The organism is Glaciecola sp. XM2, assembly GCF_018595715.1.
In the GTDB taxonomy this organism is placed as follows: Bacteria; Pseudomonadota; Gammaproteobacteria; order Enterobacterales; family Alteromonadaceae; genus Glaciecola.
The window spans coordinates 413857-433792 of record NZ_JAHEOJ010000014.1; the positions used below are offsets into that span (position 1 = coordinate 413857).

14 protein-coding genes and 3 tRNA genes are annotated in these 19936 nt (G+C 44.7%); 6 read left to right on the forward strand and 11 right to left on the reverse strand.

Annotated features, from left to right (window positions below):
- Positions 1-139: 139 nt before the first annotated feature.
- A complete protein-coding gene (gene astB / locus KJ365_RS02350; RefSeq protein ID WP_214449998.1) occupies positions 140-1480 on the forward strand; it encodes an N-succinylarginine dihydrolase in 1341 nt (446 codons plus the stop codon).
- A gap of 41 nt (positions 1481-1521) precedes the next feature.
- Here astB and KJ365_RS02355 read toward each other — a convergent pair whose 3' ends face one another.
- Positions 1522-3711 carry an Ig-like domain-containing protein gene (locus KJ365_RS02355; RefSeq protein WP_214449999.1) on the reverse strand — a complete coding sequence of 730 codons (2190 nt, stop codon included), beginning with the start codon at positions 3709-3711 and terminating at the stop codon, positions 1522-1524.
- 141 nt (positions 3712-3852) lie between these two features.
- Here KJ365_RS02355 and KJ365_RS02360 point away from each other — a divergent pair, with 141 nt between their 5' ends.
- Positions 3853-5214 carry a dicarboxylate/amino acid:cation symporter gene (locus tag KJ365_RS02360; RefSeq protein ID WP_214450000.1) on the forward strand — a complete coding sequence of 454 codons (1362 nt, stop codon included), beginning with the start codon at positions 3853-3855 and terminating at the stop codon, positions 5212-5214.
- On the opposite strand, the gene KJ365_RS02365 is transcribed toward KJ365_RS02360, so the two are convergent.
- The 7 genes from KJ365_RS02365 to dnaQ all read right to left on the reverse strand — a co-directional run bounded on the left by KJ365_RS02365 (position 5211) and on the right by dnaQ (position 9706).
- A complete protein-coding gene (locus tag KJ365_RS02365; protein WP_214450001.1) occupies positions 5211-6437 on the reverse strand; it encodes an FtsX-like permease family protein in 1227 nt (408 codons plus the stop codon). The genes KJ365_RS02360 and KJ365_RS02365 overlap by 4 nt on opposite strands.
- The gene (gene lolD, locus KJ365_RS02370) at positions 6437-7123 is read right to left on the reverse strand and encodes a lipoprotein-releasing ABC transporter ATP-binding protein LolD (RefSeq protein ID WP_214450002.1); all 687 of its coding nucleotides are present in this window, start codon (positions 7121-7123) and stop codon (positions 6437-6439) included. Before lolD ends, KJ365_RS02365 begins: the two co-directional genes overlap by 1 nt.
- Before the next feature lie 78 nt (positions 7124-7201).
- Positions 7202-7278: transfer RNA gene (locus tag KJ365_RS02375), tRNA-Asp, on the reverse strand.
- A gap of 22 nt (positions 7279-7300) precedes the next feature.
- Positions 7301-7377: transfer RNA gene (locus KJ365_RS02380), tRNA-Asp, on the reverse strand.
- Positions 7378-7400: 23 nt separating this feature from the next.
- Positions 7401-7477 (reverse strand) — tRNA-Asp (locus KJ365_RS02385).
- Positions 7478-7620: 143 nt separating this feature from the next.
- On the reverse strand, positions 7621-8949 hold the full coding sequence (locus tag KJ365_RS02390) for a TIGR03503 family protein (protein ID WP_214450003.1): 1329 nt from the start codon (positions 8947-8949) through the stop codon (positions 7621-7623).
- 46 nt (positions 8950-8995) lie between these two features.
- Complete coding sequence (dnaQ, locus tag KJ365_RS02395; protein WP_214450004.1) at positions 8996-9706, reverse strand: DNA polymerase III subunit epsilon; 711 nt, start codon at positions 9704-9706, stop codon at positions 8996-8998.
- An 84-nt stretch (positions 9707-9790) separates the two neighbouring features.
- Between dnaQ and rnhA the strand changes: the two genes are divergently transcribed.
- Entirely contained in the window at positions 9791-10258 is a 468-nt protein-coding gene (gene rnhA, locus KJ365_RS02400) for a ribonuclease HI (protein WP_214450005.1), read from the forward strand.
- Positions 10255-11451 carry a class I SAM-dependent rRNA methyltransferase gene (locus KJ365_RS02405; protein WP_214450006.1) on the forward strand — a complete coding sequence of 399 codons (1197 nt, stop codon included), beginning with the start codon at positions 10255-10257 and terminating at the stop codon, positions 11449-11451. Before rnhA ends, KJ365_RS02405 begins: the two co-directional genes overlap by 4 nt.
- A gap of 2 nt (positions 11452-11453) precedes the next feature.
- Here the strand turns inward: KJ365_RS02405 and KJ365_RS02410 are convergent, their stop codons facing one another.
- The 3 genes from KJ365_RS02410 to KJ365_RS02420 all read right to left on the reverse strand — a co-directional run bounded on the left by KJ365_RS02410 (position 11454) and on the right by KJ365_RS02420 (position 16443).
- Positions 11454-11756 carry a PilZ domain-containing protein gene (locus tag KJ365_RS02410; RefSeq protein ID WP_214450007.1) on the reverse strand — a complete coding sequence of 101 codons (303 nt, stop codon included), beginning with the start codon at positions 11754-11756 and terminating at the stop codon, positions 11454-11456.
- Between the two features lie 171 nt (positions 11757-11927).
- Complete coding sequence (gene hrpA, locus KJ365_RS02415; protein ID WP_214450008.1) at positions 11928-15824, reverse strand: ATP-dependent RNA helicase HrpA; 3897 nt, start codon at positions 15822-15824, stop codon at positions 11928-11930.
- 370 nt (positions 15825-16194) lie between these two features.
- Positions 16195-16443 carry a hypothetical protein gene (locus tag KJ365_RS02420; protein WP_214450009.1) on the reverse strand — a complete coding sequence of 83 codons (249 nt, stop codon included), beginning with the start codon at positions 16441-16443 and terminating at the stop codon, positions 16195-16197.
- A 363-nt stretch (positions 16444-16806) separates the two neighbouring features.
- Between KJ365_RS02420 and sbcB the strand changes: the two genes are divergently transcribed.
- Both sbcB and KJ365_RS02430 read left to right on the forward strand, forming a co-directional pair.
- A complete protein-coding gene (sbcB, locus tag KJ365_RS02425) occupies positions 16807-18228 on the forward strand; it encodes an exodeoxyribonuclease I (RefSeq protein WP_214450010.1) in 1422 nt (473 codons plus the stop codon).
- Between the two features lie 30 nt (positions 18229-18258).
- Complete coding sequence (locus tag KJ365_RS02430; RefSeq protein ID WP_214450011.1) at positions 18259-19911, forward strand: flagellar assembly protein A; 1653 nt, start codon at positions 18259-18261, stop codon at positions 19909-19911.
- Positions 19912-19936 lie beyond the last annotated feature (25 nt).

The window sequence follows — 19936 nt, forward strand, 5'->3', positions numbered from 1 at the left end:
GTGTTTGTTTTTATTAATGTTTTCTTATAATCACCATTGGCAAATAAAAAATACTCCGTATAATCTTGCTCACCTGGCACCCGATTGATGCATAGATGTCGCAGTGTCATCCACTAACATATGCCACGGAGAGTACGTGATGAAGTGTGTAGAAGCAAATTTTGATGGATTGGTAGGCCCGACTCACAACTATGCCGGTTTATCGGTGGGTAACGTCGCGTCAAAGTCTAATGCTAATGCGGTCAGCAACCCAAAACAAGCCGCCCTCCAAGGACTAGCAAAAATGAAGTCTCTTGCAGATATGGGAATGCTGCAAGGCGTATTAGCACCTCAAGAAAGGCCTGATATTTATTCATTACGCCGTTTGGGTTTTACTGGTGACGATGCCAATGTTATGCGTGAAGCATACAAACAAGCACCGCATATTTTTTTAGCCTCTTCTTCTGCATCAAGCATGTGGACAGCAAACGCTGCAACCGTATCGCCTAGCGCCGATACCGCCGATAATAAAGTGCATTTCACACCCGCAAATTTAACCAATAAGTATCATCGTTCACTCGAACCTGTTACCACGGGTAACATTTTAAAAGCGGTGTTTAATGATGAACGTCATTTTGCGCACCATATGCATCTGCCTGATAACGACCATTTTGGCGATGAAGGGGCAGCCAATCATACGCGCCTTTGCCATGAATATGGTGAGCCTGGTGTCGAGTTGTTTGTATACGGCAAGCATGCTTTTGATGATAATCAGCCTAAGCCAAGCAAATTTCCTGCTCGTCAAACCATTGAAGCCAGCCAAGCGGTGGCGCGCCTACATCAATTAAACAATACGCGCACCGTGTTTGCCCAACAAAACCCTCAGGTGATTGACGATGGCGTCTTTCATAATGACGTTATTGCCGTGGGTAATCGCAATGTGTTGTTTTATCATCAAGATGCGTTTTTAGACACCGAGCGTCTAAAAACAGACGTGCTTGCAGGCCTTGATGAGCGTCCTTTTCATTTTATTGAAGTGCCCCGCGATAGCGTCTCGGTGCAAGATGCGGTTAAAAGTTATGTATTTAATACACAGCTAATCAACTTACCGAATGACGAAATGGTGATTATTGCACCGATGGAGTGTCAGCAAAATCCAGCGGTTTATAGCTATTTACAGCAACTCACCCAAGACAACAACCCCATTACAAACGTACATTACTTTGACGTTAAACAGAGCATGCAAAATGGCGGTGGACCTGCATGCTTGCGACTTAGAGTAGCCTTAAGTGAGCAAGAGCAAGGTGGGGTTAATAAAGCGTGCTGGATGAACGAACGAAGTTATACCGCGCTTCAGGCTTGGGTAAACAAACACTATCGTGATCGCATTCACGCGGATGATTTGGCTGATCCACAATTACTCATTGAATCTCGCAATGCACTTGACGAGCTCACCCAGATACTTAATTTGGGCAGTGTCTATCGTTTTCAAAAGGCATAAAAAAAACCTGCACTAGGCAGGCTTTTTATCCGTTTCTTACCTTATAGGGTGTTTGCACAATTCCCCGAAGAACCAAACGGGTTAGATGGCGGTGGTGACGTTTCTTGCGTTAAATCGTCGCTTGCGACACCTAGGCTATATTCTTGCAGCTCAGATGATTCGGTACCCGAAGATTGCCCAAAGACACCAATAACGGTTTGTACCCAGCCACCAAATTGTCTTGCATAGCGAAGTTCAATCGTGGCTTGGCCGTTAGCATCGGTGCGCGCAACGTTGTTGCTGAAGTTTACCGTTGCAATGTTACCTGGAGTCAGTTGCCCATCTCCATTGGTATCTTCACCGGCATCTAGACGACCGTTACCGTTAGTATCTTCGTTTTGACATACCGCGGTAGTAATCGCTACGTATACACGTGCTGTTGCATCCCACTGCCAAAATCCTTTTCTATACGCATCCACTAATGGCGGCGTCGATGATGCGGTTAACGCAGCATTGGCAATTGGTCGCCCGGCGGCATCTGTTACGAAAATAGCAAAGTCTTTTCTGTAAGACGCTTGGTCAGGTACATTAATTTCGTTACCCGTACCAATTGAGATGTCGAATGCTCTATCCCCCACCGTCAAGCTCGTGATAGCCGTTACGCCGTCACTTTCTGCTTCAATGGTGACACCATCTTCTGAACTCACTGCGTTAGAGCTATAAACAGTCGATGCAATACCGTTACTATCGGTGGTAGCGGTGTTTGGCGAAATACTGCCGCCGGTTGAATCAGCGAATAATCTGAAGTTCACCGTTTTACCTTTTACTAGGTTACCAACAGCATCACGTACTACTGCGGTTACGGTTGCGGTTTGTCCTTCTGGACCGATTAAATCAGGTGTCGCATCAACGAAAATACTGTCTACATCAGATGCCACAAACTCCAATGAAGCGCGCGCTGTTACTTGGTTTCCGCTTCCGTCAGTACCGATAGCTGAAATTGACGCTGGACCAGCAAAGGCAGAGTTAATGACAACGGTGGCCAAACCTTGGGCGTTAGTTGTCGCTACGTTTCCACCACCAGGAGCGGTAACGGTGCCGCGGGATGTGGTTACTTGAACGCTACCATTTGCAAAGGGCTGGTTGTTTTTAAACCAACGTAAGGTTAGCGTTTGATTGGTGTTTAGGGCTAGGCCTTCTGTCGGCAAGTTTGTGAAACTAAAATCATCTTGTTGGATGTTCACCGAAAAGCTCGCACTCGCATTAAGAGCTGTCGCAGTAATAGTCGCAGTACCTGATTGAGTAGCGGTAAAGTTAACCGTCACCTGACCATTGGCATTGGTTACTGGCGCGCTTTGATCTAGGGTACCAATATCGGTGGTCAAGGTAAGCGCTTGACCCGCAATCCCTTGGCCATCTGAATCTGATAAAACAAAGGTGATAGGTGCGGAGTCATTCAGAATGACAGAAGATGCACCGTTAATGTTCACTTCCGTTCCTACTACGCGCACCGTTATCGATTCTGATAATTGACCTGAAGTCGCCGTGATCATGATCTCACGGTTTTCTTGATTGTTTTGTGTTGTTAGTAACGCTCTAGAAGTGCCGTCTGCGCCAGAAACTGAATTGACAACAGTAATCGAGGCGTTTTGATCTGCAGAAAATGTTACCGGAACATCGGCTAGCAAAATATTTTGTTCGCTTTTAACCACTGCAATCAGTTCGATTTCATCAGAGCCGCTAGAGGCAAGTTGAATCGAGCTGGCAAACAATTCAAGCGAGAAAGGAGATTGTTGTGAAGCACCCGACGATTCAAACCCAGCGGAAATCACAGGGCCATCAACGACGCTCGCCGTTACACGACCGCTGCCACTTAATTCACCTACAAGCATTTCGATTTCTGCAACGCCGCTAGCATCTGTAAGTGCAGTACCGGTGTCGTTGCTAAAAACTACAAGGTTTGCGGTACTAAGCGTAAAACTGACCACTTCGCCCACCACTGGAGAGCCGCCTGAATCAGTGAGAGTCGCTCGTACCGTTAAAGGACCACCCTCGGTCACTTGATTCGATACCGTACCGTCTGCACCTACAAGCTCAATCGCTAAGACTTGTGAGGTTGTCGTAGGTGGCGTGGTCGGTGTGGTCGGTGTATTCGTGCCGCCATCAGTGCGCTCAAGCGAGCCTCCACCGCCGCAAGCGGCAAGAAGCCATGTAAATGTTAATAGCCAAAATATCCGGGATACTTGTTTCATGTTGCTACCTTGTATTCATTAAATTGACTCAGTGGCGCCTATGAGCCCTGACAGTCGCGATTAAAAATCGGTTTAGTATTTGCTTTAACCTTGCTAATCTTCTGTCCCATGGACAAATAATTAGAACTAAAAGGTCGTCTCATGTCGCAAGACAATAAAAAAACGCATCTAACCTTAAAAATCTTTATCGGCATGATCGCCGGAATCGTTATAGGTGCTTTTCTACAAATGTCATTTGATGATAGCGGAGATCGCGTTTTCAATATATTTGGAATGGCGTTTTCTACGTATGGATTTTTCGTTGATGGTATATTTACCATAGGCGGAACGATTTTCATCAACAGCCTTAAAATGCTCGTGGTGCCCTTGGTATTCGTGTCTTTGGTGTGTGGTGTAAGCAGTTTATCTGACCCCTCAAAGCTCGGTCGCCTTGGTGGAAAGTCTGTCGGATTATACGTAATGACCACCTGCATCGCAGTCACATTTGCGTTAATAATGGCGCTATTAATTAAACCGGGCGAAGGCTTTATTATTGAAACCACCGCAGAATTTAGCGCAAATCAGGCGCCGAGTTTGGCGCAAGTCATTATCGATATGTTCCCATCTAACCCTATAAATGCGATGGCCGAAGGCAACATGTTGCAAATCATTGTGTTTGCCGTGCTCTTTGGTATTGCAATGGCAAAATGCGGTGAAGTGGGCTTAAAAGTACAAAAAGCATTCGAGATGGTTAACGACGTCATCATGAAGATTGTGCTGATTATCATGGAGCTTGCGCCTTACGGTGTTTTCTTCTTAATGGCAAAACTCGCAGCCACAACAGATCTCGCCGCGTTTGGAAGCATTTTAAGTTATTTCCTCTTAGTATTTTTCTTGCTCATTGCACACGCGTTAATCGTTTATCCAACGCTACTGGTGGTGCTAGCTCGACTCAATCCTTTGCGTTTATTGGTAAAAATGAAAGACACCGCTATTTTTGCCTTTAGCTCATCGAGCAGTAGTGCAACCTTGCCTATCACCTTATCAACCGCTCAGCGCAAATTAGGCGTTGATCGTTCTGTCGCATCTTTCACTATCCCGCTAGGCGCCACCATCAATATGGATGGCACAGCAATCATGCAAGGTGTGGCAACAGTTTTTATTGCACAAGTATATGGCGTTGACTTATCGACCACCGATTTACTCATGGTAGTACTGACCGCAACGCTGGCATCGATTGGCACCGCTGGTGTCCCAGGCGTTGGTTTGATTATGCTAGCGATGGTACTGCAACAGGTGAATCTGCCGGTGGAAGGAATCGCTTTGATTATTGGTATAGATCGTCTACTTGATATGACGCGTACCGTGGTCAATGTAACTGGAGATTGCACGGTGGCGACGATTGTCGCAAAATCTGAGGGCGTGTTGGATATTGATACTTACAACGCCGACCCATTCTCTGATGAAATGAAAGCGGCATCGGCATTTGATGATCCTACAGCTAAATCTGACAGTTCTGCCTAGTGCAAATGCGCGGCGGGCATAACGCTCGCCGCTTTATTAGCAGGATATAAGGTGGCTAATACGGTGATAATTAAGGCAACACAATAGGTGATAACAACGTCGGATAATTGCAGTTGTGAAGGAATGGCGCTGGTAAAGTATACGCCAGCATCAAACAACTGGATGCCCGTTACTGCCTCAATCGCGTTAATCATATCTGGTAGATATGCCCCCAACAAACACCCAATGACACTGCCAATCGTTGCTCCAACAAGACCGCTATGCAAACCCTTTAACACAAAAATCTGACGTATTTGTGAGGCAGTTGCCCCCATAGTTTTGAGGATGGCGATTTCCCTGCTCTTTTCTTTTACCGACATCACCAACGACGACACAATATTAAAGCTCGCGACACTGATCACCAGTATAAGCACGATATAGACAACCGTGCGCACTAGCTGTATGTCTTGATACAAATGCCCATGGGTACGCATCCAATCTGACATTAACACCGCTTGATTAAAGCTCCAACCATAGCCTTGTATGGTTTGACGAGCTAAAAACGGATCAAACAAATGGATTTCAATATGCGTTGTGCCAAATTGTAAATCTAACAGTGCCGATAAGGTATCGCTTGACGTGATCCCAATAAAATTATCAATTTCCCCACCTAGATTAACCTCCCCGACAATGGTCAGCCATTGACTCACCGAAGTTTGAAAGCTTAGGTCTTGGGTGACTTTGGGCAGCATCAGTTGAATGCTATCACCGACTTGGGCATCTAAAGTCTCCATTAATGTTTTACCCAGCACGATGCCGTTTGGAGTATCAGATATCAACGCATAGTCAAAACTGTTAGCAAATTTGTGCGTGAAATAGTCTTCATCTGCACCAAGCAGCTCCACAGACTTAATCTGACGGCCTTTTTGTAGTAGTCCTGAAGCTTTATTGAGCATAAACACATGTTCAATGCGAGGGTCTTGTTTTAGAGCATTTATAAAGACTGGATCTTCGGCAATACCTACCCCTGATGCTGTGATTAACTCACCATGTGGTACCACGTTTAACAGATTGTCTCTTAACTCTTTCTCAAAACCATTCATGACCGAAAGTAAGAGGATCAGTACAGCACAGCCTAAACTTATGCCGAAGGTAGAAGACTTAGATACAAACGCTATGTAGCCATCTTGCTGTTTAGAACGCCTGAATCGACTGGCTACCATGGTATTGAAGGTATTAAACATTATGGATTTTGTATCTCAAGCTGGCCACGGTTAAGCACTAAAGTGCGCCCTAGCTTGCTCGCTAGCGACTGATCGTGGGTAACAATAATAAAAGCGGTGCTTAGGGTTTTGTTGATGTCTTTTATGAGTTCAAATATATGCTTTGAATTTTCGTCATCTAGGTTCCCTGTTGGCTCATCGGCCATGATCACCTTAGGCGAATTGACCAGTGCTCGGGCAATCGCTACGCGCTGACGCTCACCGCCAGACATTTGTGAAGGCTTATGATTGATACGGTGTGACAGGCCCACTTTATCCAATAAAGAAGCCGCTTTTGCTAGCGCCGACGCTTTATCGACACCCGCAATTAATAGGGGCATCGCCACATTTTCTTGTGCGGAAAACTCAGGTAATAAATGATGAAATTGATATACGAAGCCAAGGTGCTTATTGCGAAACTCAGCTTGTTTTTTCGCATTTAAAGACGTTAAGCTTTCTTCACGAAAAAACACCTCGCCAGAATCGGCAGAGTCTAAGGTGCCTAGTATGTGTAGCAAAGTGCTTTTGCCAGAACCAGAGCTGCCGAGTATTGCTAAGGTCTCACCCTCCTGCAACTCAAGACTGACATTTTGCAAAATGTTTATTTGAGATTCAGCCTCATGATAAGACTTAACGATAGCCTGACAGCGTAGAACGGGCGAAGACATAACCAACCTAAGATAACGATAACTAGGGGTAGTTTACACTTAAGAGATTGAATACCCAATCAAAAGATCAGGAAGAAATGGCGGAGTGGACGGGACTCGAACCCGCGACCCCCGGCGTGACAGGCCGGTATTCTAACCAACTGAACTACCACTCCACATGGTAGGTTTTACATAAGATGGCGGAGTGGACGGGACTCGAACCCGCGACCCCCGGCGTGACAGGCCGGTATTCTAACCAACTGAACTACCACTCCGCATAATATGCTTTGTGTTTAAATGGCGGAGTGGACGGGACTCGAACCCGCGACCCCCGGCGTGACAGGCCGGTATTCTAACCAACTGAACTACCACTCCGCATCTTAAACACTGCACTTGATAGTGACAAATAATGTTCACCAACCTCAAGCGCGGCGCAGATAATACGGTGCACACATGTGATAGTCAACTGCTTTTTTACAAGATTGTGTGGCTTGTTCAATTAACCAACAATTCTCAAATTATGCATTGCCTGTTGGCGAATCGACTGCGCTTGTTTTTTTCTTAAAGGATATTTTGCCAAGCAATCCACCCATTTTCTTAAGCAAATGATTACCTGGACGGCGGCGGCGATCGAATATCAACAAAATGACAATAACACCAATGAACAGCAGAGCACCGTTGATTGCCAATACCATTATAATCAGCTCTTTTTGTGCTTGCTCTTTGGCGGCTAACTCAGCGAGCCGTGCAGCTTCTTCAGCCGCTTTTTGCTGGGCTAATATTTCTTCTGGCGTTAATTCAACGACCACTTCTTCAATCACTGGCGGCTCTGTTCTAAAGCTATATTGAGGGACTTTAAGAACAATATCTCGGCCACTGAGTGTTTGCGCAAACACCGTCATGTCCACCGAATAGATCCCATAACCTGAATTGATAACTTTCAATTCTCGCTGGTAGTCACCCATTTCAGTAATAGAAACCCTTTCAACCTCGCCCTCTGGCCCGCGAAGTGCTGCCTCAAGGAGCACGCTCGATGGCACAATATATTCATTGTCTGTTTCTACAAAAATACGGTGAAAACCTTCTTCGGTGAGGTCTTCAACATGGCTGATTGTCATCGGTGTTGCCAACACCATGACTTTGTCAGTCATCAACTCTCGGCTAAAAAGTGGGGTGCGAATATTAAAAATTGGCTGCCATTCACCGTTAGCAATCTCTAAATTAAATTCCCCTGTAAATATGCCGTCCCCTGCTGATTCATCAAAGCCCATACCGTTGTCTTTAAAGCGTGCAACGGTTTTGGTACCCAATCCAAAATTCTCCAAATCAGGGATATTGGTACTGGTAAAATCAATCGATAACACTACAATATCTCTAAATTCTCTAAAATTTATTTCTTCATTTGCATTGAGTAAAACGGCTGTTTGCTTAATCGTCTCACCCGAAAACACCACCTTCGGAATGGGTTCGGCATTGAGGGTAAGGTCGGCAATCACCATGACTTTGCTTCCCTCAAGGATATTACCAAGGGCTTGCCAAGGGCCTGGCATTGGCTCGGTAAGCTCAATCATGTCGTAGGTATCAGTTTCAAACCATCTATAGCTGTCGTCAACAGCGTCGTTATCAAGATATAGCTTACTGCCGTCCGGGCGCACTAACACGATGGGCTGTGCACCAAACTCGCGAAAGAAGACTAGCGTGACCTTTTCGATATCATCGTCAATGCGAAAACGGTTATTGAGCAAAGTAATGCTGTTTTGGTACTCGTTACCAATGGGAATGATTTTATCGACAATACTGCGGTCGGTTGGTGCGTCTTGCGCTTTGGCAGCAATTATCACTATCACGCATAAAAACGCCGCCCAAAACCAATTGAGCGCGCGTAGTGGTGATTTATTCCGACGTCTGGCGCCAGAGTGCTTTGTTAGATTTTTTTTCAATGCCGTCTAAATAAAGTTCATGCTTTTGTAATTCATCGGCATCTGCACTAATAATCTTTAAGTTTGCTTGCTTATTAATCCTAATAATACTGGTATCAGCAGAGTCGTTTCCATTTTCGTCATTGTGGGCTAAGCCAAGAGCGGTCTGCCCACCTGTCATATACAGATACACGTCGGCCAAAATTTCACTGTCGAGCAGTGCGCCGTGAAAGGTTCGATGGCTATTATCGACATGATAGGCCCGACACAGGGCATCCAAACTATTCTTTTTACCCGGACGAATCTTTCTGGCAAGGTCTAGGGTGTCTAGCACCTGACAAATCTCTGCGGTAACAGGCAGGTTCATGCCCGCAAGCTTAAATTCGTGATCCATAAACCCCACGTCAAACGGTGCGTTATGAATGACTAGCTCAGCGCCTTTAATGTACTCGATAAAATCATGTGCGATTTCGGTAAACTTAGGTTTATCCACCAAAAACTCATTGGTGATGCCGTGCACATTGATGGCTTCTTGCTCAATTTCGCGAAGCGGATTGATATAAACATGATAATTATTCCCTGTGAGTTTACGGTCTATCATCTCCACACAGCCGATTTCAATGATTCTATGCCCGTCTAAGGGATTTATTCCGGTGGTTTCCGTATCGAGTACTATCTGACGCATTTAGTTTTCCTTTTTGTCGCTGGGGTAAGTATACTTCGCCACATTATTGCTGAACACCTCGAATTTTGGGAAAGCCTAAAAATAATGAAAAAAGTGATTTTGTATACCGACGGCTCATGTTTAGGTAACCCAGGCCCGGGTGGCTATGGCGCATTATTGATGTTCAACAAACATCGTAAAACACTGTCAAAGGGCTTTAAGCATACAACCAACAATCGTATGGAGCTCATGGCCCCTATCGAAGCGTTAAACGCACTAAGCGAACCTTGCTCTATCGATTTATACACCGACAGCCAATATGTAAAAAACGGCATCAATCAGTGGATATCAACGTGGAAACGCAACAACTGGCTTACATCGGCAAAAAAGCCAGTTAAAAATGTCGACTTGTGGAAGGCGCTAGACGAGGCGTGTAGCAAACACAAAATTAGATGGCACTGGGTGAAAGGTCACTCTGGACAGGCAGAAAATGAACTGGTAGATGACTTAGCACGCGAGGCGGCTACATCTGATGCTAAGGCTGAAGATGTTGGATTTGAGGAAACGCTATGAAAACTGCCATTGTTCTTCACCCGGGACGTGAAAAATCATTAAACAGGCGTCATCCATGGATATTTGAAGGTGCTGTTGCCAAACTTGTAGGGCAACCCCACAAAGGCGCGACGGTAGATGTTATTAGCGATGATGGCACATGGTTAGCAAAGGCGGCTTACTCACCTGAATCTCAAATACGCGCACGCGTATGGAGTTTTGAACAAAATGAAGTTATAGACGATGTGTTTTTCAAGCGCAAAATCCAAGAAGCGTTAAACGTTCGTCAGCAGTGGCTTGGGGCGTCTAACACTAATGCCTATCGCGTCATCGCCTCAGAGTCAGATGGGCTACCGGGGATTACCGTTGACAAATACGCCGATATCTTAGTTATGCAGTTACTTAGTGCTGGCGCGGAAAAACACAAATCCAAAATCGTAAATGCACTAAGCACAATCTTTGCTGATCACGTCATTCATGAGCGCAGCGATGTCGAAGTTAGGAGAAAGGAGGGTTTAGAACCCTTGGTACAAACCCATGTGGGCGAACTGCCGGCAAGTGTAACGATTGAAGAAAATGGCTTAAATATTGAGGTGGATTTAGTTGCGGGCCATAAAACAGGGTTTTATCTAGATCAACGCAAAAACCGGATGATTGCTGGCGCCCTTTGCAAGAACAAACGCGTCCTGAACTGCTTTAGCTACACTGGCACGTTTTCGTTATATGCACTGCAAGGTGGCGCGCAATCGGTGGTTAATGTCGATGTATCACAAAGCGCATTGGCAACCTCACAGCGCAATATTGAACTTAACTTTTCAAGCGAAGAGCAAAGCAAGGTTTCCCACATTAAAGAAGATGTGTTTGAGCTACTAAGAACATACAAAGAGCGCGGTGAAAAATTTGACGTTATTGTCATGGACCCGCCAAAATTTGTTGAAAACAAGCGGCATTTAGAGCGTGCGGCTCGCGGATATAAGGATATAAATCGCCTCGCATGTGAACTATTGTCACCACAAGGCACCTTACTCACCTTTAGTTGTTCTGGCTTGGTTAGCCAAGATTTGTTTAATAAAATTATTGCAGACGCTGCGTTAGACGCCAACACGCAGCTGAATTATTTACAAAGACTCGAACAGGACAGCGACCATATGATCGCCAGTAGTTTTCCAGAGGGAGCTTACTTAAAAGGTCTAGTGTGCATTAAGCGCAACTAGACTTATTTCATTTCGCTAATTTCAACGCCAATAAGACACGCATTGTCGCCGCTCGCATCGCATCTGACGACTTTCGCTTTTGCTTCTAATGAAGGGATTTGGTCATTGCTAGAATCGATAGTTATGTCGAGTAAAGTGCCTAGTTCAAGACTTGATAGTTCAACTTCTAATGACATACCTGTTGCGCTGATGTCTCGACATACGGCCGCAAATGGGGTGGCAGATGGATTATCTGAAAGTGAAACCTCGCATGGCGAATTTACCATCATTCTATAAAAATTTCGCTTATCATCATATCCCAACATAGTGCTACTCCTATAACTTAAAAATGTCGAGTGGTATTTATAGGGAGTTGCGCAGGCACTGTCAACTGTTTATTAACAATTGCTTTGCATTAGAACGGTACGAAAATTCATACCTTTATTCTTTGATATTTGCACAATATGATCGCGCTGAAGCTTAGCTTATTGATTTATTTAGCCTTGTGCAATTCGGTTCATGATGCGCTTTAGCGAAATCGGAAATTTAGTACCTACCTGTTGTGCAAATAAAGATACGCGAAGCTCTTCAATCATCCAGCGGATATCCTCTATATCACGCACATCCATATGTTTGTTTTTGTAATCTGTCATCAACCCATCGTAAGCATCCTGTGCTTTATCGATTTCTAACTGATTAATCCGGTCGCGATTAGGATCTACCTTAACTTTTTCTGCTCTGTACACCAACGCCCGAAGATATCTATTCCAGTCATCCAAACGCCCTACTCCCAGATCATATACAAACCCTTTAAACACCAACTGATTTACATGTCCCTGAAGGTGTTTTACTTGATTGATCATATTAAGGGGAATATTGCCCTTGGTGTGCTTATTAACCTGATTAGCAAGGGCTAGGCCAGACTCTACTTGTTTGGCAATGCTCAAAGCTTGGTCGTTGATGTGCGCCCTGACTAACTCACATATCTGTTTGAACGTAGCCTCGTCACGCACCTTAAGCGGATCGTACTGCGCTGTGACGAGCGCATCAATGCTGGCAAGGATAATGTCATCAATCAACGGCTTAATTTGACCAAAAGGATTGAAATAGAGACTTAGCTTAGCCTTGTTAGGGAGCTTTTCTTGCAAATACTTCACCGGTGATGGCACATTCTTTTTAATGAGCTCGTAAAGGCCACGCTTATGCTTAATGGCTGCTTCTACGGGGTTATCGATTAACGATACGTTGACTTGGTTTTTCTCATGCACTAAAGCAACATAGGCTTTGACTTCATAACCGGCTTGTTTTTGCGTAAACTGCTCAGGCAGCGCACCAAAATCCCATGCGTTCACATCTTTGACTTCAAGCTCTGGGGTTGCAACGGTGTCTAGACTCTGTTTCAACTCACCTTTCAACTGCATTTTTAAAGCATTAAGTGACTTACCTTGTGCTTTTATTTTGCGAGACGCATCTTCTATCACAAAATTACACTGCAAATGACTTTCAACGGCGTTGGGGTCAAAATCTTCTGGATTAACCTTTACCCCAGACATTCTAAATAGCTTCAATGATAGAGCATCAACAATGGCAACAGGCGCACCACTGCTGTCAACCATGCTGATATCGGCTAATACTGCCTTGGCATAATCTGGCGCGGGCACAAAATTACGACGCAGGCGTTTAGGTAAGGACTTAATCAAACTCGTAATCAACTCGTGGCGCATGCCTGGAACTAACCAGTCAAAACCCACCTCGTGCACTTGATTGAGCAGGGGTATGGGAATATGCACAGCAAGCCCGTCAAGGGCCTGGTTGGGCTCAAAATGGTAGCTTATCGGTAGGTGCAGATTGCCCTGATGCCACATGTCAGGATAATCATTGGCACCTACTTCAGAGGGATCTCTTTTAAGAAGCACCTCGTGATCAAACTTGAACTTATTAGCCTGAGCATGCTGATGTTTTGACCACCATTTCTTAAAGCTTGCCTCATTGTTGATATCCTGAGGCAATCTTTCATCGTAAAACAAACAAAGTGTTTCTTCATCGGCAAGCAAATCTCGACGTCTTGCCTTTTTTTCCAGTAATTCGACTTCTTGGATTTGCGCTTGATTATGGCTGAGAAAGGCATAATTAAGCTTGGTTTGACCGTTCACCAACGCTTCACGAATAAACAGTTCTCGGCTCACCACTTTATCAATATTGCTATAATTTACGAGGCGGCGCGTAACAATTGGCAAACCATAAAGCGTCATTGTCATATATGCCATGACCGCACCGCGATTCTTACTCCAATGTGGCTCTGCATAGCTGAACTTCGCTAAATCTGTACACATAGGCTCTAACCACTGCACGTCAATTTTTGCTACCTGACGGGCAAACAAGCGAGAGGTTTCTACCATTTCTGCCGCCATGATCCATTTAGGAGAGGTTTTAAAAACGTTGGAGCCTGGAAAAATCATAAATTGCGTATTGCGACTACCCAAATACTGGCGATTGTTATCTTTCATACCCAACTGCGACAATAAACCACATGCTAAGGCCGTGTGAATCCCTTGATAGTCTGCTGGGGTAGAGTTCAACGAGAGCTTAATGGCACTGAGAGACTGCTTAATTTGACTAACGATATCCTGCCATTCACGCATGCGTTGAAAGTGAATGAAATGTGTTTTACACCATTTTCTAAGCTGATTTTGAGACAGTGATTTTTGCTGAGTTTTAAACGCTTCCCACAAATTTAAAAGACTTATAAAGTCTGATGATTTATCTGCAAACTCACTATGCGCCTCATCTGCTTGCTGTTGCTTTTCTTGTGGTCGCTCACGTGGGTCTTGCACACTAAGGCCTGCGGTAATCACCAGCACTTCATAGACTGCGTCTAGCTCCCCTGCTTTTAAAAGCATGCGCGCATAGCGCGGGTCAAGCGGCAACGGCGCCATTGAACGGCCAATTTGCGTTAGGCGTAAGCGCCCTGCCTTACTTGATACTGCGCCGAGCTCCTCGAGCAGTTTGATACCATCATTGATATTTTTATCGTCGGGCGCCTGAACAAAGCCAAAGCGATGAATCTCCCCAAGGCCCAATGCCAACATTTGAATGATGACGCTAGATAAATGTGTGCGCACAATCTCAGGGTCGGTAAACTCACTACGCGACAAATAGTCATCTTCTGAATACAAGCGAATACAAATACCATCAGACACTCGCCCACAGCGACCAGCGCGCTGATTTGCCGATGCCTGAGATATTGCCTCAATCGGCAACCTTTGCACTTTGCTACGATACGAGTATCGAGATATTCTGGCGACGCCGGTATCAATGACATATTTAATACCCGGTACCGTTAACGAAGTTTCTGCAACGTTGGTAGACAAAACAATGCGGCGACCATGATGGGATGAAAATATGCGGTTTTGTTCAGAAGCCGATAGGCGTGCATAAAGCGGTACAATTTCAGTATTACGATATTGGCGCTTGCTCAATGCATCTTGTGCATCTCGTATATCACGCTCGCCGCTCAGAAAAACCAATATATCGCCTGGCTTTTCACGCATCAGTTCGTCAACCGCGTCGATTAATAGCTCACTGTCATCAAAGTCCTCTTTGCTGACGTCTTTACCATAATACTCCACCGGGTCTTTGTAACGAATTTCAACAGGATATGTTCTGCCGCTCACCTCTATGATGGGCGCATTATTGAAATGTTTAGAAAAACGCTCTGGGTCGATGGTTGCTGACGTGATAATGAGTTTTAAATCGGGGCGTTTAGGTAATAACTGTTTTAAATACCCCAACAGGAAATCAATATTCAGGCTACGCTCGTGCGCCTCGTCAATAATGATAGTGTCGTATTGATTGAGAAAACGGTCCTGCTGTATTTCGGCCAGCATAATACCGTCGGTCATCAGTTTGACCAGACTATTACTACTGACTTGGTCGCTAAACCTGACCTTAAAACCAACGGTTTGACCCAGTTCACTACCAAGTTCATCGGCAATGCGACTGGCCACACTGCGCGCAGCAAGCCTTCGTGGTTGTGTATGGCCTATGTAGCCGCTGATGCCACGACCTAACTCCAAACACATCTTTGGAATTTGCGTGGTTTTCCCCGAACCGGTTTCACCGGCAATAATGACCACTTGATGCTTGGCAATTAATGCTTTGATGTCTTCTTTTTTGTCAGCAACAGGTAATTGAGGGTACTGTATAACGGGCACAGACGCTTTGCGCTGCTCATATTCTAGTTGCGAGCGCTGAATATCGAGCAACAACGACTCAAATGCCAGCTGTCGCTTGTTATCATCGTCGATACGCTGAAGTTCTTTTTCCTTGCGCATAAACTTAAAGCGATGCTTTTGCATGCATGTGGGTAAAGCTTTTTTTAAATCAAATGACATCAGGTTCTTGGTGTTTGCAATGTAAGAATGGACAAACTAAAGCAGGATGCTGTGTGTTTGCTGTGTTGTTTATACCTTTTGAATGAGTGTGGCGATCAAAAACAAAGAGCACCTATGAATGAGTGCTCTGTAATGCAACACAAAGGTTTTTTGCATCTTGTGATTCATGTGCGACAAACGCGCTGAACGACACAAAGGTGCACAAAAGTGAGGCTGAGACAGACGTTGTTAGGCTGTGCTTCATCGCTAAATCCTTGCAAAAGTCAGTTGCTCTAAGTCGGCAGTTTTTTCACTTGGAGCGTCTTGTTTTTTCAGCGATACCATAATTCTATTTGTAATGAATGTCTAATCTCTTACAAGAAAATCAGCGTTATCTACGCGATGCTATCGCCTGCCACTTATTTAACTCGAGCTGCGGCACGACAGAAGAAAGCACCTGATGTTTAAAGTCTTCGAAATTGGTGAACTCGAAGTTAGATGACTCTGCAAGCTCGTTGTATACCAAACGTAATTTACGCATTGAAAAAAAAGGCATGGCGCCCATACCCATAGCGCCGCGTGCCGGCGAATATTGATAAGCCTGCATCAATGCTGCTTCACCAAAATTTGTCTCTTTCATAACCAAGTCTCCGTATTTACCTGAGTAAGTTTACTGCTTTTTAGCCGAAATCTTTTAGGTCAAACGCTAATAAAAAATAACTTCTTATGCTTTTTTAGTAGTTGAATTCTTGCATGGCTGACCACCAAAACGCTTGAGAAACGCGTCAAGAGATTGACACCCGTCGGGGTAGTAAAAACAATCTAAACAACCCTAAATTGTGTGCAAATTGGAATAAAACGAAATTTCATCGACTTAGCTTTTTGTGGCAGGTCGAGGCTTACCGTCCTACCGCTTGTTTTATCTGGGATAAAGCATTGCTACGCTCACTTTCAGTCGGTACACTCGTCATAGTTATCACATCCGAAAAGGAACCTTGTAGCTATGCCCGCAAGTATTCTCTGGCACGACTACGAAACTTGGGGCGTTGACCCTAAACGAGATTTCCCTGTCCAGTTTGCCGCGCTACGAACAGATTTGGATCTCAACATCATTGCTAAACCCGTTAACTATTTCTGCCAGATCCCAAATGATTACCTGCCCCATCCACAAGCATGTTTAGTCACTGGCATCACGCCTCAACAAAGTTTGCGTGACGGGCATATAGAAGCTGAGTTTGCCGCAAAGGTTATGACACAGCTCACACAACCTGAAACGTGCAGCGCCGGTTACAACAGCATTAAATTTGATGAGGAAGTCACGCGGAATATGTTTTACCGTAACTTTTTCCCCGTATATGAACGCGAATACCAAAATGGTAATAGTCGATGGGACATCATTGACCTCGTCAGAGCGGCCTACGCGTTAAGACCTGAAGGGATTGAATGGCCGCATTATGATGATGGTAAGCCCTGCTTTAAACTAGAAGAGCTCAGTCAAGCCAATGGCTTAGAGCATGAGTCTGCGCATGATGCCTTAAGTGATGTGTATGCCACTATTGCACTGGCGAAACTGATAAAAGAAAAACAACCCAAACTATATGAGTATTATTGGGGCTTAAGACAAAAGCATGAAGTAGCAAAACATATCGACATCGTAAAACAAACGCCGTTCTTGCATATTTCTGGCTATATTTCTTCACTGCAAGGATGTTGCAGTTGGTTTATGCCCATTGCTCAACATAGCAGCAACCGAAATGCGTTAATTGCAATTGACCTAAACAAAGATATTACCCCATTGACCGATATGACAATTGATGCGCTAAATGAACCAGGGGTAATTGACGAGTTTTACCAAACCAAACAAGTACCTGTCTCTCAGATTGCGACCAATAAAGTGCCGTTTGTGGCTAATGCAAAAACTTTATCGCCCGAAAACGCAACGCGACTCGGGATTGATAGAGAACGGTGTTTATCAAACTATGACTTGCTAAAGCAAGTGCCTGATTTAACGCAAAAGTGCCGATTATTTGCCGAGCGCAGTTTACAGGTTTCTGAGTCTCCCGACATCGACGCGCAACTCTATACTAGAGCTTTCCCTTCGCCTGCCGATAGCCAATGGATGAAAGGCGTAATTGAATGCGCGCCACAAGCATTGAGCGGGTTTTATGGCAAGACCGACAACCCACTTTTGGCCAAGCAACTATTTCGCTATATTGGTCGTAATTATCCGTCTATGATGGATGAAGCAGAGCTTGTGAAGTGGCAGGCGCACCGGCGTGAAAGGTTTATGTATGGTAGTGACAACAAATATTTGTCCCTTGAGACCTTTCAACAACAGATACAAACATTGGCGGTACAGCATCAACAAGATGTGCAAAAGCTTAGACTTCTTAAACAGTTAGAGGCCTATGCTAGCCAAATGTAGAACGATAACTGAGGCAGTATATAGAGCGTTATGAAAGGTATTGTGTTTAATTTAGACTCACAGTCACAGCAGCTTCGTATGGAAGTTGACCCGCTGTTATGTGACACCGATCTTACTATTGAGCAAATCTCTCATCACATTGACGCCAGTGAGTTTAAAGACGTTGCGGTAAGTAAAACCGCTATAAACGCCGTCATCAGTGCCATTGCCCAAGCGAAAGCAGATGGGAATATGGACACAATTGATATGCTCATCAGTGAGTCTGACACGTCCCCCATTGAGGTCGAAATAGACAAAGATTTGATGTCAGCGTCCATTTCCGTTGTGCTGACTGAAGATGTGCACTTACCTACTTTTGCAGAGGTCGTCGCCATCCTTGCTGAACATAAAATCACCCGTGGGATCAGTAAAAAGCGAATTCAGAACATACTCAATACCGCCAAAGAAAATGACCCCGGCAAAAAATATACTGAAGTTGTTGCCATTGGCTTACCACCGCGAGCGGGCAAACCCTCTCGCATACTGCCTTTAGTTCCCAACGCCTTAGATCGTGTTTTACAGCCCCAACAAATTGATGGACAAAAGGTAGATATGAGAAATCTTGGCGACATCTTATGCGTGGATGCAAACCAAGAGATTGCAAAACGATTGCCCCCTACCGATGGTCGCCCCGGGTATACGGTCACTAACAAAACCCTCAACCCAATGAAAGGTGAATGGGTAGCGATTAAACTCGGTGAAAATACCCACATTTCGCCCAACGACGAAAATTCTATTTTAGCCTCACTCTCAGGGCAGCCAAAGTTCCAAGACGATAAGATGTCGGTAGACGACACGTTTATAAGTAAAGGTGTGAATGTTAAAACCGGGAACGTTGATTATAAAGGCGCGGTGATTGTTAACGGTGACGTCACAGAGAATATGCGTATCATCGCCACCGGCGATGTAACCATTAATGGCTTTGTAGAGTCTGCCTATATCAAATCCGGCGGCGACATCATTGTGACACAAGGCGCAACGGGGAAAATGAACGACGAAGACTGTCGTTTGAGCGCAAAAGGAAGCATCTTCCTTCAGCACGGCCAAGGGCTAGACATCACCGTAGAACAGACCCTCAACGTAAAGCGTCAACTCGCGTACTCAAGAGTAAATTGCAAAGGCGACATCGTTATAGGCGACCTAGAGCAACCCATGGGTAATATCTTCGCTAGTAAAATAGTGTGCGCGGGCACAGTTAAAGCGGGTAGCGTTGGCGCAGTATCGGGCAGCTCTTTAGAGTTCGATTTTTCTGAAGGCTTTAATTTGTTGAATGAACACCTTGAAATTGTCACCGATTTACTCGACTCGTTAGCGTCTGTTAATGCTGACCATGAAATAAAACTCAGTAAGCTAAACCAGAAAAAAATTCCTGAAGCGCTCAAACGCAAAATGGCAAAGCTTGATACTACAATTGATAAAGAAAGAAATATTTTGAATTATCTGCGTAAGCTTGAGGGTGATTTAGACAGCGCAAAAACTGAGTATGAAAAAAATATACGTGTGGTTGCAAATAAAGAGCTATTTCCAGGGGTAGTGGTAAAGCTTAATAAACGTACCTATAAAGCGAGCAAGGAAACGCTCAAATCTCGCATTGTATTTAATAATGGTGACTGGGAATATCAACCGATTATTGAGCGTAAATAGGCCCGACGTATATCGAGCCTAAGGC

Excerpts from the sequence above, each read along its gene's own strand:
- astB (WP_214449998.1), top strand. The coding sequence starts at position 140 with ATGAAGTGTGTAGAAGCAAATTTTGATGGATTGGTAGGCCCGACTCAC.
- KJ365_RS02355 (WP_214449999.1), bottom strand. The coding sequence starts at position 3,711 with ATGAAACAAGTATCCCGGATATTTTGGCTATTAACATTTACATGGCTT.
- KJ365_RS02360 (WP_214450000.1), top strand. The coding sequence starts at position 3,853 with ATGTCGCAAGACAATAAAAAAACGCATCTAACCTTAAAAATCTTTATC.
- KJ365_RS02365 (WP_214450001.1), bottom strand. The coding sequence starts at position 6,437 with ATGTTTAATACCTTCAATACCATGGTAGCCAGTCGATTCAGGCGTTCT.
- lolD (WP_214450002.1), bottom strand. The coding sequence starts at position 7,123 with ATGTCTTCGCCCGTTCTACGCTGTCAGGCTATCGTTAAGTCTTATCAT.
- dnaQ (WP_214450004.1), bottom strand. The coding sequence starts at position 9,706 with ATGCGTCAGATAGTACTCGATACGGAAACCACCGGAATAAATCCCTTA.
- rnhA (WP_214450005.1), top strand. The coding sequence starts at position 9,791 with ATGAAAAAAGTGATTTTGTATACCGACGGCTCATGTTTAGGTAACCCA.
- KJ365_RS02405 (WP_214450006.1), top strand. The coding sequence starts at position 10,255 with ATGAAAACTGCCATTGTTCTTCACCCGGGACGTGAAAAATCATTAAAC.
- KJ365_RS02410 (WP_214450007.1), bottom strand. The coding sequence starts at position 11,756 with ATGTTGGGATATGATGATAAGCGAAATTTTTATAGAATGATGGTAAAT.
- hrpA (WP_214450008.1), bottom strand. The coding sequence starts at position 15,824 with ATGTCATTTGATTTAAAAAAAGCTTTACCCACATGCATGCAAAAGCAT.
- KJ365_RS02420 (WP_214450009.1), bottom strand. The coding sequence starts at position 16,443 with ATGAAAGAGACAAATTTTGGTGAAGCAGCATTGATGCAGGCTTATCAA.
- sbcB (WP_214450010.1), top strand. The coding sequence starts at position 16,807 with ATGCCCGCAAGTATTCTCTGGCACGACTACGAAACTTGGGGCGTTGAC.
- KJ365_RS02430 (WP_214450011.1), top strand. The coding sequence starts at position 18,259 with ATGAAAGGTATTGTGTTTAATTTAGACTCACAGTCACAGCAGCTTCGT.